The organism is Paenibacillus sp. Marseille-P2973 (assembly GCF_018101095.1).
Classification (GTDB): Bacteria; Bacillota; Bacilli; order Paenibacillales; family Paenibacillaceae; genus Fontibacillus; species Fontibacillus vini.
The window spans coordinates 83,550-98,204 of the sequence record NZ_JAGQEH010000010.1 but is presented as its reverse complement, the minus strand read 5'-3'; the positions used below and the strand labels follow the sequence as shown (position 1 = coordinate 98,204).

Sequence of the window (14,655 nt, the reverse complement as noted above, 5' to 3'; positions counted from 1 at the left end):
TATCTTATGTGGCTGTAGCTGTAGCTACGGTTGCGGCAGTCTGTGACGGATTGCAGAGTTGAGGAGAACCTGCGGGTGCCTCTTCTTTTTCCAATGCATTCTGTATTAGAGTATGAACCTCCTCGGCATAACGCTGCGGATTCACGCCATAGGCATTGGCATGGACCGCCCCTTCCACCAGCAGAAGCTGCTTGGGCTCGGGCTTTCGCTCGAACAATTCCTCACTCATATAGGTAGGCACATAATTATCCTTTGTTCCATGTACGAACAGGACAGGCATCTTGCTGTTCTCTACAGCCTTGAGCGGGCTGACCTGCTCCATGCGGAACCCGGCCATACGCTCCATCCGTTTGTTGACGAGTCCTAGCAGCGGGAATGCAGGGATCTTGTTGAGAACCCGTACCTGGTGGTACATCAACCGGCTGAGATCGGAATAAGGACAGTCGGCGATCACGAATTTGACGTGCGGGTCCGCGATGGCGAGATACTCCAGCACGGTTCCCCCGCCCAACGATTGCCCGTGCAGCCCAATAACACACTCTTCCCCGTAATGCTCCAAAATCCAGCTAACCCAGGTTTCGACATCGAACTTTTCCATAAAGCCGTAGGTGGTATAGATGCCTTGGCTGTTTCCGTGTCTCCGCTGATCTATCAACAGTATGTTAAAGCCCTCTTGCTCAAACATTTCGATATACTGCGCGGAAACATGCAGGGATACTGTGTAACCATGGACGATGACCATCCATTGCTTTCCCCCGGGATGAGGCTCCAGAGTATAGCCGCTCAGCGTCAATCCATCCTTAGAGGTAACCTTCACTTCCCGTTTCTTCAGATTGTTGAATTGTTCACGGGAGTAGACCCCTGTCGTTTCCAAGTAATTGAATATTCTCTCATGAGTTTGCAGCTTCATTTGGGTGATTTGGCGAAAAGCGAACCTCGTTATCCCGCTAACGGCAAGCAGCAAGAATACGGGTACCATGATCATAGAGTAAATCATAAGAGGCGTCCTCCTTTTCCCATCCCATCGTTGTCATGTTAATTCTTCTGTAAATAGTATCACCGAAAAACAGGCGGGAAAATCGCGTAATCCGATTTTTAATGATCCGGGTTGCCCTGGATTTTAAGGGGGATTCCGGCTTTGACGGCTTGCCGGCTTATGTGATTATATAAATGAATGGGAAGCGGTAGATGAAACAAACAACGTTCTGTCAGGGGGATTCCGATGTATAAATGCGGCGGAGAGATTCCGGTGCTTGAAAGCGAGAGGCTGATTTTGCGGCGGATGGAAAAGAAGGATGCCCGCGAGATGTTCCGTTACTGGAGCGATCCCGAGGTAGTACGGTATATGAATATGCCTCCGTTTGCCTCCATCGAGGATACTTACGAAATGATCAATTTGCTGAACGGTCTTTCCGAGAGCGAGGATACCCTGCGCTGGGGAATTGAATTGAAAGAGACCGGCAGGCTGATCGGGAGTTGCGGCTTCAATGTTTGGGAGCTGGCCGGCGCCTACCGCGGGGAGATCGGTTATGATTTAGGACGTGAATATTGGGGCCGGGGCTATATGTCCGAAACTTTTCGGATGGTGCTGCCCTTCGGATATGGAACGATGGGGCTGAACCGGATCGAGGCGCTGGTGGATCCGAGGAATGACGCGTCAAGATCGCTGCTTCGGGCTTTTGGCTTCCGGGAAGAAGGATTGCTGCGCGAGTATCAGAAAACGGAAGAGGGCTTTGTCGATCTGTTGATATACTCTCTTTTGAAGAGAGAATACGGACGCTGAGGGAAGGGGAGGAATGCCGGAGTGAGGAAACAAGGCCAATATCCGCTACATAAGCTTGATCCGCTTAGCAAGCTGATCTCTTTGTTTTGCATCGCAATGTTGGCTATGCATTGGGACAAGCCGCTGCCTTTGTGCGGTTTGCTGCTCTTGCTTACGGTCTCCGCTCTGTCCGGTGCGGGAATGTCCTGGGGAAGGCTGGCCAGCCGGATGGGCTATATTGCCGTTTTCGGGTTGCCGTTGTTCGTTCTGACAACACTCGCCTCACCCGGGGGAGGAGAATATTGGGCGCTGGGCGGAATTCGCATCTCGTCTGAAGCGATTCTATATGCGGCGGCGATTACGCTCCGGATGTTCTGCCTGTTTATTTCGTCGCTGATTTATATTGAGACGACCGATCCTCAGGACTTCGTTATTATGATGACGACCCGGCTGAAGCTGCCGTACCGGTTTGTGTTCGGAATATCGATGGCGCTTACGTTTCTTCCGCTTTTGGAACAGGAAAGAAGGAGTGCCGCCGAGGCCCGTAAGATTCGTTATGGCCGGAAACCTCGGGGGCTCGGTGAGAGATTTGGGGTTTGGCGCGAAAATCTGGTAGCCGTGTTCGCGGGGGCAATCCGGCGTGTGGAGCAAACCGCAGGCTCGATGGAAACCAAAGGGTTTGGAGCCTATAAAAGCCGAACTTTTTTGCGTGAGGTCAAGGTTTCAGCCAGGGGGTACGCGCTTATGATTATCAGCATCGCTGCCGTAACGGGATTATGGTTTCTTATATAAATGAATCGGGCGCGAACCCGCAAAGAAAGCCTTGACGAATCCTTATTGTCAACCTATATTTAAAAAACGTGGTTTACAATGAAGCGGAGAGGATGACAAATATGAAGGACTATGCAAATGCAAGTAAGGGGAAGATCACCTTTAAGGCGTTTACAACCCTGGATATAGTGTTGATGGCGATGTTGGCTGCCGCCAATGCGGTAATGACGGTGTATCTTTCGCCCTTGAATATGGCTCTAAACGGACTCGGAGGACCGATCGCCACTTCGACAGTAACCGGTCTATACATGATCTATGGTTTGCTTGCCTGCTACATCATCCGCAAGCCGGGGACGGCGGTCATTACATACGGAATTGGAGCGGTGGTACAGGCGTTTATGGGCTCGGCCTACGGGATTGCATCCTGTTTTGTGGCCGCGGCGTGTTATATAGTTGTCGCCGAAGCGATATTTGCTTTTTTCCGTTACAGAAAGTGGAGTTTTCCAGTCATGCTTCTGGCAGGCGGGGCTTTGGTGCCGATTTGGTTTTTCTTCGCGGCCCGGATGTTCGGTTATATGAAATGGGGAACGGATATCCTCTTGATTGCGCTGGCGGTTCGTATTCTCAGCGGGATGGTGCTCTGCGGTCTGCTGTCCAAGCTGATCGGAGACGCGCTGGCACGCAGCGGACTTTTGCGGCGGTATGCCGTCAAGCGGGGCGTCGAGGGTTAGATGAAAAATTCAATCGTTTCTTCTTCCGTATTTGCTCAATCGGGAGACGGCAACTTGGCGATAGCTTTGCAAGATGTATTTTATACCTATGAAGGTGAAGCCGGCCCGGCTATAGATGGAATTTCTCTCGCCATTCGCGCAGGGGAATGGGTAACGATCGCCGGACCGAGCGGCTGCGGGAAATCGACCTTGGGCGCTCTCCTAAGCGGATATCTTCCCCGGGCGGGAGGCGGTTCCCGGGAAGGCCGGGTTACGGTAGGCGGATTTGACCCGGCTTCGGCGGAGATCGCAGATTTGGCCGGCGTGATCGGCATCGTCTTTCAGGACCCGGACGCTCAACTCGTCCAAGGCCGATTGGAGGACGAGGTCGCGTTCGGCCCGGAAAATCTTTGCCTGCCGGTCGAAAGTATCGAGCGGCGGGTGACCGCGTCGCTGCAGGACGCGGATCTGCTGGAACGCCGCCGGGACAACGTGAACGAGCTGTCCGGCGGGGGACGCCAGCGCGCAGCCGTCGCGTCCGTGCTGGCGCTGGAGCCGCCGATCCTCGTGCTGGACGAGGCGGCGGCAAGCCTGGACGCGGCGTCAAGGCAGCGTCTGCTGGCGCTGCTGCGCCGGCTTCACCAGAGCGGCCGGACGCTGGTGACGCTGACGGGGCGGCTGGACGAGCTCGCCCTGGCCGCGCCGCGGCTGGTCGTGCTGGCCGCCGGCCGCGTCGCAGCGGACGGCGCGGCCGCGGAGCTGCTGCGCGATCAGCGCCCGCTGCTAAGCGGCCTGGGGCTACTGCCGCAGGCGCCGGGCGAAGCGCCGAGCGGAGAGGCGGCCCCGGCCGCAGCGGCGGACGCCCGGCCCGGCGCAGCTCCGCTGCTGGAGCTGCGCGGGCTCTCCTTTGCCTACGGGGCAAAGGGCCGGAGGCGGTCCGGCAGCAGGCCGGATCTGACGGAACCGGCCGTCCTGAAGGATGTGCACATGCAGATTCACGAAGGCGAATGGCATATTCTGCGCGGGGACAACGGGTCGGGCAAAACAACGCTGTCCCGGCTGATGCTCGGCTTGCTTCCGGCACCTTCGGGAGCCATCTTCTGGAGAGGCCGCGACGCTTCGCGCAGCTCCTTGTACGAATTAGCGGAGGACATCGGCTATGTCTTCCAGCATCCTGATCAGCAATTTGTCGCTTCGACGGTGCTGGACGAGCTGCTTTACGGACCGCGTTGCTCTTTGAAGCTTCGAGCCAAGGATGCAACCCCGGAGCCATTGCTTCTGAAGGCGAAGGAAATGCTCCGGATGATCGGTCTGGAAGGCCGGGAGCAAGCTTCGCCCTATGTGCTTGGAGGCGGAGAGAAGCGCCTTCTGAGCGCCGCGGCCGGGTTCATGACCGGGAAGAGGCTCATCCTGCTGGATGAACCGACGGCAGGCACGGACTACGCAGGCGCCCGCTTGCTGTCGGCCTTGTGCCGGAAGGCGGTTTCCGAGGGGACGGCCATATTGATGATTACGCATGAACCCGAGTTTTTTGCTGGGGAGCAGACCAAAATATGGACGCTCGATAACGGCAAACTTCGGGAAAATTAACTTCATCCGGACAGCAGTCTCCGGCTTTCGCCTGGAGGTATGCTGTCTTTATTTTTAGAAGGGCTTCCTATATAATTAATTGTCTTATAAAAGTCTGCACGCATAGAGGTTTGAGAAAGGAAGTCATTATTTTGGGTACCGCACTAAAAAGGAATTATATTTTAATCGGTTTGCTGCTCTCCACGTTCCTGGCTGCGATTGAAGGAACGGTAATCGGTCCGGCCGGGCCGAGAATCGTCGGGGATCTGGGAGGAGTGGAACTGCTAAGCTGGGTGTTTACCGCCTACTTGCTTACGATGGCTGTAACGACGCCGATTTTTGGCAAAATCAGCGATTTGTACGGAAGAAAACCGGTGTTTGTCATCGGTTCGGTATTGTTCCTGGCCGGTTCGCTATTATCCGGGCTTTCGCAAAGCATGGAGCAGTTAATCCTGTTCCGGGCGATCCAGGGGATCGGCGCCGGTGCTTTGACTCCGGTCACGTTTACGATTATCGGCGATATTTACTCCATTAACGAACGAGCGAAGGTTCAAGGCTGGATCAGCTCGGTTTGGGGGATCTCTTCTTTGATCGGCCCCTTGCTCGGCGGCTATTTTGTCGATTCGCTCAACTGGCGTTGGGTTTTCGGGTTTAATGTGCCATTCGGGCTCTTGTCGCTCATTTTCATCATAAAATATTTAAAAGAAGATATAGTGAAACGAAAAGTGAAGGTCGACATCAGCGGAGCGGTCACCTTTACGGTCGGCGTAACGGCGCTGCTGTTCGGTCTCGCGACCGGTGGCCAGCAATTGGCCTGGAATTCGCCGCTGTTAATCGGCATCTTCGTTCTTGCGGCAGTGATGCTGGCGCTGTTCTTTATCGTGGAGAAAAAAGCGGAGGAACCGCTCGTTCCATTGAAATTGTTCCGCATCCGCGATATTGCCTATTCCAATGTCGCCAGTTTGCTGGCGAGCGCTCTTTTGATCGGACTTACCTCGTATCTTCCTTTATGGGTACAGGGCGTTCTCGGGAAAAACGCCACCATTTCCGGCCTGGTGCTCGCTCCGATGTCGATCAGCTGGATGCTGGGGTCGATCATCGGGTCGCGTTGGATTATCAGCCGCGGGTCACGGCTAACGTCGCTCATCGGCATGCTGATCATCGCCGTGGGTGCAGGCGGTATGGCGTTTATTCATGAAGGAACGCCGATTTACGTGATGCTGATTTTTAATGCGCTGTACGGTCTTGGCTTCGGGTTTTCATTCTCGGTGTTCACAATCATCGCTCAATCGTCCGTCAATTACAATCTGCGCGGCGCTTCCAATGCGCTTAACTCGTTCGTTAAGTCGATCGGCCAGACGATTGCAGTTACGGTATTCGGTACCTTAATCAATCTTGGGATTGTGTCCCGAACCGCTAAAGGCACGCCTTCAGGCACCCAGGTCTCCCAGGATGACATCAACAACTTGTTGTCCCCGGAAAAGGTTCACCTCCTGCCGAAGGAATTGTGGGCGGAATTGAAGCATGTGCTTGGCGGAAGTCTCCATACTTTGTTTATCATTATGGCAATTATAGCGGTCCTCGGCGTAGTTTCCGCACTCGGTCTTCGCAGCAAAGCGCCTGAACCTGAAGAGGTATAAAACAGCAGCTTCCTCCACACCATAACGGGAAAGGGGAGGTGTTAGGATGAATGAGGAATTGAGTCTGGATCAAGGCTCGCTCGTCCATGCGTGGCAGCAGCAACTGCCGGAATATCTGAACCCGGGAGATTCGGCGCAGGTGGAGGCCGATCTCGGAAATCCGCAAGGACTCCGTATTCATATCAATGCGGCGGGCCGCCAGTTTTACTCGTTCGATTTCGAATGTTCTTATAAGGATACGCGCGAGGTTTCCGTGGCGTTGGTTGATGTGGAAAGGGACGGGCAGACCGTCAATGAGCGGAGCGAGAAAATTCAGGAGATGACCTCGGATTATGTCCGTCATCTTCATGAATGTGCCCAGGCCCTTCAACGGATTACAAAGCCTAATTGAGAAAGCGAGGACTGCCCGGATGACGAAAGCCAGAGGATTTGCCGGCGATAAAAACCTGGGGAATGTCGTTCACGACTTGGAGCAATCTCCCGTAAACAGCCACCAGGCACAGCAGCTGCAGCAGGATGTCAATGACCGCCGTACACATGACGTCCGCAATCATAACAAAGAGAGAGACATGGACCCTTCGCATTAGGAACAAAAAACGGCTTGATCAGGATACTTCCCGATCAAGCCGTTTTGCTGTTTATTGCTGTTTTCCCGATAACATCTTCCGATGCACCGGAAACGGACTATGACTCTACTTCCGGGCGAGCGGGGCCAATTTCTCGGCTTCTCGTCCCATTTTCTTGAGCAGCTCGATCATGACCTGCTTTTCGTCTTCGTTCAATCCGCTAAGCGCGTGATCGATCCGGTCTGAAAATTCGGGATATAGCTGGTCCATCAAATCCTTGCCTTTCGGTGTGAGCTCGGCAAAAATAACGCGCCGGTCACGCGGGCAAGGGGTGCGGTGCAGGTATCCGGCCGATTCCAGCTTGTCGATAACATAAGTGACATTGCCGCTTTGCAGCAGCAGCTTGGCACCGATTTGCTGAATCGGCTGAGCTCCCTTGTAATAAAGCACTTCCATTACGGCAAAAGCCGTTGGATTAAAACCTTGAATTTTGCTTCCTGTCACGGCATGCTCGTTGACGCTTTTGAACGACTTGGCAAATACCCGGTACAGATGAAGCGACAAATCGGTTCCGCGTTCCTCGGTTTTCAACATGTTCATCCCGCCTCTTTCTATATTTTCACAGTGTTTAAAGTAGTTAGGATCATTGTTATCTTAGAACACGGAAAGTTTTAAAAAAATATAATTTATCACAATTTTCAGATTTAATTTTTAAAGCTACTTTTTGCTCAGGCCGCTGATTTTGGAGCGGGAACTGACTGCTTGATCGCGGCTCACGCAATCACCCGGCGAAACCTTGGGGACGAACGAAACGTAGTAAGAGAAGGAAAACAGTCGGCAGAAAGAAGCGGGGGAAGCATATGACAGAGCCATTGCTGCGGGTAGAAATCGAGGAAGCCGGCTACGAGGCCGGCAAACCTAAAATTGAACATGTCACCCTTCATGTACAGTCAGGGAAATTAACGGGCTTGATCGGTCCTAATGGTGCGGGCAAAAGCACGACATTAAAAGCGATTCTCGGCCTGCTCCCGGAGGTAAAAGCAAATGTGAGCTTTACCGGAAGCTCGGACAAGTACGCTTATGTCCCCGAGCATCCGTTTTTTTACGATACTTTGACATTATGGGAGCATTTAAGCCTGGCCGCTGCGGTATATGGAATGGACGAGCGGGAATTCGAAAGCGAGAGCCTTCTCCTCCTGGAGAAATTCAGAATGACCGAAGTTCGGAATCATCTTCCGGGGGGCTTCTCCAAAGGGATGCGCCAAAAGATGATGCTAATGATCGGCTTTCTTCTGAAACCGGATGTATACATCGTGGACGAGCCTTTTATAGGTTTGGATCCACGAGCCACGAAAGATTTTCTCGGGCTATTGGAAGAGGAGCGGTTAAGGGGAGCCGGAGTCCTGATGTGCACCCATGTTCTCGACACGGCGGAGCGCATTTGCGATGATTTTATTTTGATGGCTGACGGCAAGGTGGCTGCCAGCGGAACGCTGGATGAGATCCGCCGGACCGCAGGGCTTCCGGGAGCGCCTCTGTTTGACTGCTTCGACGTGCTGACTTGATGGGCGGGAAGGAGGGAAGACGATGTTTCGAATTACGGCCGAAATGAATGTCCGGCGATTATTATTAAGGAGATGGGCCGATCACTGGGGAAAGCAAATGGCGATTCTGCGGTACACTTTTGACGGCATCGTCTTGCTGTATCTTGGCATTCCCGGACTGCTTCTGCTGGGGAGGGGTTATTTCGGCCTTTGGAGGGAGGAACTTCCCCTATGGCTCCAGAGCTTGCCGTTGACCGCCTTATCCGGTCTGCTGCTCATCCTGATCTATGCCTTTGGTGGTCTGGTCTTGTATATCGAAGCCGCTGATGTGCTATTTCTGAAGCAGCGTCCGCGTTGGCTGAAAGGCATGATGATCGGAGGCGCGCTGTCCTCGATGCTCGGCAGCTTTACCGCGATCGGCGCCTGCTTCGTGCTGATCGCTCCGTTGTTGAGCCGGGTTTATGATATGGGACTGCCTGGTATTTTGGTGCTGTTGGCCGTGACCTGCGGCTTTAAAACCGTACATCTCCTCTTGTCGAACCTGATAAATGTACGCTGGTCCGGCTGGAGGCAGATGGTGTTGAAGTCGATCGCATTCAGCATGCTGGGGGGAAGCTTCACCCTTTGGATGCTGCGGGGGATGGGTAGCCCGGCGGCAACCGCGGCAACCCTGATCCTCTGCATTTCCCTGGCCTTGTTGCTCGCTTGGATTCGCTTCTTTCGCCTCCGCGGAAGATTTGACGCCGAGATTCGCGAGGATGAGCGGCAAAAGACGTCGCTGACCGGCATGCTGCTGTCCGGGGCCGTGGATCGTCCTCCCGCGGTGCGGACCCGGCCTTGGCTATTCCGGCGCGGCGGACGTTTACTCCGTTCCAGCAAGCCGGAGGACCGGATCGCGGAAACGGCGTTCAAATCCTTTTTCAGAGGTCCTGAAATCAAGTTGTACGGGCAATTCACGTTTTTCGGCTGCATAGCGGTTTATTTTCCGGCATACCCGGTAAATCTCATCGTATATGCCGCGTTGCTGGTACTCCTGGTTTATTGGTTGAACGGCCATCGCCGTTACTTTTTTACCCGGGATCTCATGGACATTTTGCCGGTTGCCGAGCATACCGAATACCGCTGCGCAACCCAACTGATGGCATTGCTGCTGTATCCGGCGGTCGTTATCATCACCTGCGTGCTTGGTGCCGCATTGCTCCAGGCTTGGTGGGGAGTCTTGGCCGGGATTCCGGCCGGACTGCTCATTGCCCGGGTCGCCGGAACGATGTGGAAGCTCTTCCCGTCCGGATACCGGCGCAGGGGGAGCTTATAACTCCCCCTGCGCCGATTTCGCGGCGTGATGACCGGCGGTATATCCGGTGGCGAAGGCTGCCGTGATATTGTATCCGCCGGTGTATCCGTGGACATCGAGTACCTCGCCGCAGAAGAATAGACCGGACATCAGCTTCGAGCCCATCGTCTTCGGATTGATTTCCTTCAGGTTTACGCCGCCGCCGGTGACGAACGCCTCTTCGAACGGACGGGTTCCGGTTACCTGAATTCGGAGGTTCTGCGTCTCGGCTACGAAGGCAAGCCAAGCTTCCTTTGGAAGATGTTCATAGGTGGTTTCACCAGGGAGCCCGGCTCTTTCGAACAGAAGCGGAAGCAACCGCTCCGGGATTGTTCCTTTCAGAACATTCTTCAATGCCTTTTTAGGTTCGGCAACGGCCATTTTGCGCAGAAAGGATTCCAGGTCCCCGGAGGAACGGTCGGGAAACAAATTTATGGACATGGTGACTTCGGATACCTGATGTTTCTTCTTGACTCCGCGAATAAATCCGCTGCAACGCAGGGCGATCGGCCCCGAGAGTCCGAAATGGGTGAAGATCATGTCGCCCCGGTGGGAAATAACGGTTTTACCCTTCGGATCCAGAACGGACAGCTTCACATCGCGGAGGGACAAGCCTTGCAGCTCCCGGCTGACAATAAACTGTTCCTTCGAGATGATCGGTACTTCGGTAGGAAACAGCTCTGTAATCGTGTGCCCCGCAGCTTCTGCCCATGGATAACCATCGCCGGTCGATCCGGTATGGGGCACGGATTTCCCTCCGGTCGCCACCACAATCGACTTGGCTCCAATCTTTTCGCCATTTGTCAGCTTAACGCCCTCCGTACCTTCGGCACCGAATAACAGTTCCCGGACCGGATGATGGGTCAACAGCGTTACCCCCAGTGATCTGGCTTTGCCGATCAGGGCGTCAACGACCGTTTTGGCTTTGTCCGATACCGGAAACATTCTTCCATTGTCCTCTTCCTTCAAAGGAATCCCCAGGTTTTCAAAGAATGCGATAATATCCCGATTGCCGAACAAAGCGAAGGCGCTGTGCAGGAAACGCCCGCCTCCGGGGATAAAGGTGATTAACTCATCGATCTCCTTGGCGTTGGTAACGTTGCACCGTCCGCCTCCTGAAATGCCGAGTTTGCGCCCCAGCTTGTCCCCTTTATCAAGCAAAGCAACCTTTGCCCCCTGTTCCGCGGCAGCGATTGCCGCCATCAAACCCGACGGTCCGCCGCCAATAACAATAACCTCGTAATTCTTCATATGGACTACCCCTTTTTATTTGTACTTTTTTCACAAATGCAAATTGTTTCTTTTATCCAAAACAAGAAATATTGTAAAACTTTGTCGCCTATGATTTAATCGGAAATAGAATGAATTCTTCCGCCAAAGGAGGGAGAACGTGGGGGAGATAAAAGAAGTCTTGCTGCAGATGCTGGTTGCCGGTTTACCTGCATTTTTGTTCCCGCTGTCTTATGGGAAGTCCGCCGCCGATTCGATGCCGAAGGAGAGGGCCGGACGCAAAAAATCCTATTCCGTAGGACTCTTGTATACTTGTACGTTAAGCATGCTGCTTTGCTCTGTTTTTTCCACCCGCTTATGGGACTACATTCCGATTAATTATGGGATTTTACCGTTGTTTGCCTTGATGCTCTATGGCCGGTTGCGCGATGGTATCGCACTGGGGCTGTTTCATCTGCTGCTTTACCCCTTATTTGCATTAAACTTCACTTTTTCCGGCTTAATCCTGGAAACCGGGATGCTTCTGTATCCTTTGGTGCTCCTGACATCTAATTATTTCAAAATGACAGGGCGGCACGGCAAGGTCGTAACTCTGTCCGTATTTTTTGTCGCCGGTGAGCTGATGATTACGTCTTCCCCGTTTCTGACCGGGATGGAGACGTTGCAAACCGACTTGTTTTCCCTGGCTGCAGCGTTGATTAATATTCTTGTAACGCTCCTGATCGGGTCGCTGTTCGTCTATATGATTGAGCATACTCTGGAGAAGGAAAAGCTTCGCCTCCAGGTTATGCAGTTGTCACGCAATTACTTCCGCGAGGCGGAGAAGCTGCAGCAGAGTATGGATGCCGCTCCGCTCAGCATTATTCTGCTCGACAGGCAGGGAGATATTATGGCGATTAACGAAACGTTTCTCCGCCTGTATCGCAAGAGTGATCCTTCGGCTACAAGAGATAACCTGATCAAGCACAAGCTGAACACGGTTCTTACCGACAGCCAATTCCAAGTTCTGAATTCCCGGGCTACCGAGACGCTGGAAAGAAATACGAAAACTCGGGAGCTGCTTCAGAACGGGGATCAAATCTATTTTACCAGTACGTCACCGATCACAAAAGGGCACACCGACGAAACGATCGGCGCGGTGGTCGTTATTCAGGACATTACCGAATTGGAAACGTTCCGCAAGGAACTGAATCATGTCGAACGCCTCAGTCTCGTAGGGCAGATGGCTGCGGGGATTACGCATGAAATTCGAAATCCGATGGCCGTGGTTCGGGGATTTCTCCAATTGATGCGGGAGAAGAGTCCTTCTTCTCTGGAACATTATTATCGGATCGTGATGGAGGAGTTAGACCGTGCCAACAGTATCATTAACGACTTCTTGTCCCTGGCGCAGAACCGGGCCGTCAAGATGGAGCTTTGCAGCCTGCATGAAATCATCAAGGAACTAACGCCTCTCCTGTGGGCGGATGCCAATCTACGGGGCCAAAGCATCGAGGTTATGTTGGATGAGAAGGTTCCGGAGCTGCTGCTGAACCAGAAGGAAATCAAACAGCTGATTTTGAATCTGGGGCGCAACGGAATGGAAGCGATGGACGATAAGGGGCAGCTGGTTCTGGAGACAAAGTGCTGCGCAGACGGTGTGGAGCTATATGTCAAGGATACGGGAGCAGGCATTTCCCCGGCTCAGCAGGAAAGACTCTTCGAACCTTTTTTTACGACAAAATCGCAGGGAACGGGGCTGGGTCTGTCGCTTTGTCTAAGTATTATGGAGCGGCATAGCGGCAAAATCAGCATCGAATCGGAGGAAGGGAAGGGCACAACGTTTACTGTATTTTTTCCATTCGCCCAAACTTCGCAGCTTCACCGCAATACAGCAACCTCGGCGCTGGAAGATTAGTCAGCAAAACCTTGCAGTGTAAGGGAATGCCGAGTATGAGAATATACATATAACCGTGGATGTAAAGTTGCTTTCCTTCCTTATGAATGTATAATTATATATAGTTTGATGCCGAAGCGGAGGGTCCGCTTTCGAGACACCAGTTTTCATGAGGAGTGATACAGCTATGTCAATGTCATTTGATCAATATATGAGAGATATGGTTCAACCGATGCGGGATGAACTGACCTCTCTGGGAATTCAGGAGCTTCGCACTCCTGAGGAAGTAAAGGAATCTTTGCCTGACGCAAAAGGGACGACGCTGGTCGTTGTAAACTCGGTTTGCGGCTGTGCGGCCGGACAATGCCGTCCTGGCGTGGCCAAAGCGCTGCAGCATGATTTGACTCCTGACCACTTGTTTACGGTCTTTGCAGGGCAGGATAAAGAAGCAACTGCGACGGCTCGGGAATACTTTGCTCCCTATCCGCCGTCTTCGCCTTCGATTGCACTGATGAAGGATGGAGAACTTGTACATTTTATCGAGCGTCATCAAATTGAGGATCGTTCGGCTGAAGAAATTGCCGCTGATCTGACAAGCGCATTTGACCGCTTTTGCCGTTAAGGCTCTAACTTAATGATAGGACCCAAGCGTCCCGCAGATCGGCATTTACAGCGACTTGCGGGGCGTTTTACGTTTTACATATTGCATAAGTGCAGATAACGGAGGGATAAAAAATGAGTTTGCAACAGGAAATCATTGAACGTTTAGGTGTGAAGCCCGCGATTGACGTGGAGGAGGAGACCCGCAGCCGGGTGGACTTTTTGAAGGAGCATGTATTGAGCTCCAGTACTACAGGATTGCTGATTGCAATCAGCGGCGGAGTTGACAGCGCGGTGGCGACCGCCCTGTGCAAGCGTGCGACAGATGAATTGACCGAGGAGACGGGCCGGGAATATATCACGCTCGGCGTATTTCAGCCTTATGGAGAGCAGGAGGATATCGGGCATAGCTACGAGGTAGCCAAGGCCTTCGGTTTGACGCATACGGTAGAGACGAATATCGAGGATACGGTTGACGAAATCGCGTTGGAAACGGAACACGGATTAAAAAATATCGGACAATTCCGGCATCTGAGCCATAAGGGCAAAGGCAATGTCAAAGCACGGACCCGCATGGTTGTCCAATATGCCCTATCCTTTGAACTCAATTTATTGGTGGTCGGTACCGATCATGCTTCGGAAGCCATTACGGGGTTCTATACCAAATGGGGAGACGGGGCCGTCGATATTACGCCGCTCAGTTCGCTGAACAAACGGCAGGTGCGCCAGCTTGCGCTCCATCTCGGCGTGCCGGCCGATATCATTGACAAAGCACCGTCAGCCGGCCTGTGGGCGGGTCAAACCGACGAGAAGGAACTTGGAATCAGCTATGAGGATAACAGCGATTATTTGGAGGGGAAAGAGGTAGAGCCGGCAGTCCGGGAGCGCTTGGAGTCTTTGTACCGGAAGACAGAGCATAAACGAAGTCCGATTCCTGGGATCTGATTTTACTGAATTGGTGACTTTTTTCAAAGCTTCCGAATCTTTATTCCATAGTTTTCCGTATACATATTAGCAGCTTGTTTCTAATACATATGATGAAAAAACGGAGCTA

Annotated in this window: 15 protein-coding genes; 12 read left to right on the top strand and 3 right to left on the bottom strand. The window is 52.9% G+C overall.

Features of this window, described 5'->3' with window-relative positions:
* Positions 1 to 4: 4 nt before the first annotated feature.
* Positions 5 to 997, bottom strand: coding sequence for an alpha/beta hydrolase (locus KB559_RS18510; protein ID WP_211023755.1), 993 nt, complete (start codon positions 995 to 997; stop codon positions 5 to 7).
* A gap of 225 nt (positions 998 to 1,222) precedes the next feature.
* Between KB559_RS18510 and KB559_RS18505 the strand changes: the two genes are divergently transcribed.
* The 7 genes from KB559_RS18505 (at position 1,223) to KB559_RS18475 (ending at position 7,039) form a co-directional block, all read left to right on the top strand.
* Positions 1,223 to 1,783 (top strand): GNAT family N-acetyltransferase, encoded by a 561-nt coding sequence (locus KB559_RS18505; protein WP_211023753.1) that lies wholly within the window; start codon positions 1,223 to 1,225, stop codon positions 1,781 to 1,783.
* A 21-nt stretch (positions 1,784 to 1,804) separates the two neighbouring features.
* Positions 1,805 to 2,554: an energy-coupling factor transporter transmembrane component T family protein gene (locus KB559_RS18500; RefSeq protein ID WP_211023751.1), complete on the top strand. Its 750-nt coding sequence runs from the start codon at positions 1,805 to 1,807 to the stop codon at positions 2,552 to 2,554.
* A 101-nt stretch (positions 2,555 to 2,655) separates the two neighbouring features.
* Positions 2,656 to 3,264: an ECF transporter S component gene (locus KB559_RS18495; protein ID WP_211023749.1), complete on the top strand. Its 609-nt coding sequence runs from the start codon at positions 2,656 to 2,658 to the stop codon at positions 3,262 to 3,264.
* Positions 3,265 to 4,833: an ABC transporter ATP-binding protein gene (locus KB559_RS18490; protein WP_211023747.1), complete on the top strand. Its 1,569-nt coding sequence runs from the start codon at positions 3,265 to 3,267 to the stop codon at positions 4,831 to 4,833.
* Between the two features lie 131 nt (positions 4,834 to 4,964).
* A complete protein-coding gene (locus KB559_RS18485; RefSeq protein ID WP_211023745.1) occupies positions 4,965 to 6,452 on the top strand; it encodes an MDR family MFS transporter in 1,488 nt (495 codons plus the stop codon).
* Positions 6,453 to 6,498: 46 nt separating this feature from the next.
* Positions 6,499 to 6,843, top strand: coding sequence for a hypothetical protein (locus KB559_RS18480; RefSeq protein ID WP_211023743.1), 345 nt, complete (start codon positions 6,499 to 6,501; stop codon positions 6,841 to 6,843).
* Positions 6,844 to 6,862: 19 nt separating this feature from the next.
* Positions 6,863 to 7,039, top strand: coding sequence for a hypothetical protein (locus tag KB559_RS18475; protein ID WP_211023741.1), 177 nt, complete (start codon positions 6,863 to 6,865; stop codon positions 7,037 to 7,039).
* Between the two features lie 105 nt (positions 7,040 to 7,144).
* Here KB559_RS18475 and KB559_RS18470 read toward each other — a convergent pair whose 3' ends face one another.
* Positions 7,145 to 7,612 (bottom strand): MarR family winged helix-turn-helix transcriptional regulator, encoded by a 468-nt coding sequence (locus KB559_RS18470; protein WP_211023739.1) that lies wholly within the window; start codon positions 7,610 to 7,612, stop codon positions 7,145 to 7,147.
* A gap of 266 nt (positions 7,613 to 7,878) precedes the next feature.
* Here KB559_RS18470 and KB559_RS18465 point away from each other — a divergent pair, with 266 nt between their 5' ends.
* Together KB559_RS18465 and KB559_RS18460 are read left to right on the top strand one after the other, a co-directional pair.
* The gene (locus KB559_RS18465; RefSeq protein ID WP_211023737.1) at positions 7,879 to 8,583 is read left to right on the top strand and encodes an ABC transporter ATP-binding protein; all 705 of its coding nucleotides are present in this window, start codon (positions 7,879 to 7,881) and stop codon (positions 8,581 to 8,583) included.
* Between the two features lie 22 nt (positions 8,584 to 8,605).
* Entirely contained in the window at positions 8,606 to 9,877 is a 1,272-nt protein-coding gene (locus KB559_RS18460) for an ABC transporter permease (protein WP_211023735.1), read from the top strand.
* Here the strand turns inward: KB559_RS18460 and KB559_RS18455 are convergent.
* Entirely contained in the window at positions 9,872 to 11,146 is a 1,275-nt protein-coding gene (locus KB559_RS18455) for a BaiN/RdsA family NAD(P)/FAD-dependent oxidoreductase (protein ID WP_211023733.1), read from the bottom strand. The two genes, KB559_RS18460 and KB559_RS18455, sit on opposite strands and share 6 nt — an antisense overlap.
* A 139-nt stretch (positions 11,147 to 11,285) precedes the next feature.
* Between KB559_RS18455 and KB559_RS18450 the strand changes: the two genes are divergently transcribed.
* From KB559_RS18450 to nadE, 3 genes are all read left to right on the top strand, one after another.
* Positions 11,286 to 13,022: a two-component system sensor histidine kinase NtrB gene (locus KB559_RS18450; protein ID WP_211023731.1), complete on the top strand. Its 1,737-nt coding sequence runs from the start codon at positions 11,286 to 11,288 to the stop codon at positions 13,020 to 13,022.
* A gap of 166 nt (positions 13,023 to 13,188) precedes the next feature.
* Complete coding sequence (locus KB559_RS18445) at positions 13,189 to 13,623, top strand: BrxA/BrxB family bacilliredoxin (protein WP_211023729.1); 435 nt, start codon at positions 13,189 to 13,191, stop codon at positions 13,621 to 13,623.
* A 113-nt stretch (positions 13,624 to 13,736) separates the two neighbouring features.
* Positions 13,737 to 14,546 carry an ammonia-dependent NAD(+) synthetase gene (gene nadE, locus KB559_RS18440; protein WP_211023727.1) on the top strand — a complete coding sequence of 270 codons (810 nt, stop codon included), beginning with the start codon at positions 13,737 to 13,739 and terminating at the stop codon, positions 14,544 to 14,546.
* The last annotated feature ends 109 nt before the right edge of the window (positions 14,547 to 14,655 follow it).

Bases quoted from the DNA above. Each gene is read 5' to 3' on its own strand.
- KB559_RS18465 (WP_211023737.1), top strand. From the start codon at position 7,879: ATGACAGAGCCATTGCTGCGGGTAGAAATCGAGGAAGCCGGCTACGAG.
- nadE (WP_211023727.1), top strand. From the start codon at position 13,737: ATGAGTTTGCAACAGGAAATCATTGAACGTTTAGGTGTGAAGCCCGCG.
- KB559_RS18470 (WP_211023739.1), bottom strand. From the start codon at position 7,612: ATGTTGAAAACCGAGGAACGCGGAACCGATTTGTCGCTTCATCTGTAC.
- KB559_RS18480 (WP_211023743.1), top strand. From the start codon at position 6,499: ATGAATGAGGAATTGAGTCTGGATCAAGGCTCGCTCGTCCATGCGTGG.
- KB559_RS18445 (WP_211023729.1), top strand. From the start codon at position 13,189: ATGTCAATGTCATTTGATCAATATATGAGAGATATGGTTCAACCGATG.
- KB559_RS18495 (WP_211023749.1), top strand. From the start codon at position 2,656: ATGAAGGACTATGCAAATGCAAGTAAGGGGAAGATCACCTTTAAGGCG.
- KB559_RS18475 (WP_211023741.1), top strand. From the start codon at position 6,863: ATGACGAAAGCCAGAGGATTTGCCGGCGATAAAAACCTGGGGAATGTC.
- KB559_RS18460 (WP_211023735.1), top strand. From the start codon at position 8,606: ATGTTTCGAATTACGGCCGAAATGAATGTCCGGCGATTATTATTAAGG.
- KB559_RS18490 (WP_211023747.1), top strand. From the start codon at position 3,265: ATGAAAAATTCAATCGTTTCTTCTTCCGTATTTGCTCAATCGGGAGAC.
- KB559_RS18505 (WP_211023753.1), top strand. From the start codon at position 1,223: ATGTATAAATGCGGCGGAGAGATTCCGGTGCTTGAAAGCGAGAGGCTG.
- KB559_RS18510 (WP_211023755.1), bottom strand. From the start codon at position 997: ATGATTTACTCTATGATCATGGTACCCGTATTCTTGCTGCTTGCCGTT.
- KB559_RS18455 (WP_211023733.1), bottom strand. From the start codon at position 11,146: ATGAAGAATTACGAGGTTATTGTTATTGGCGGCGGACCGTCGGGTTTG.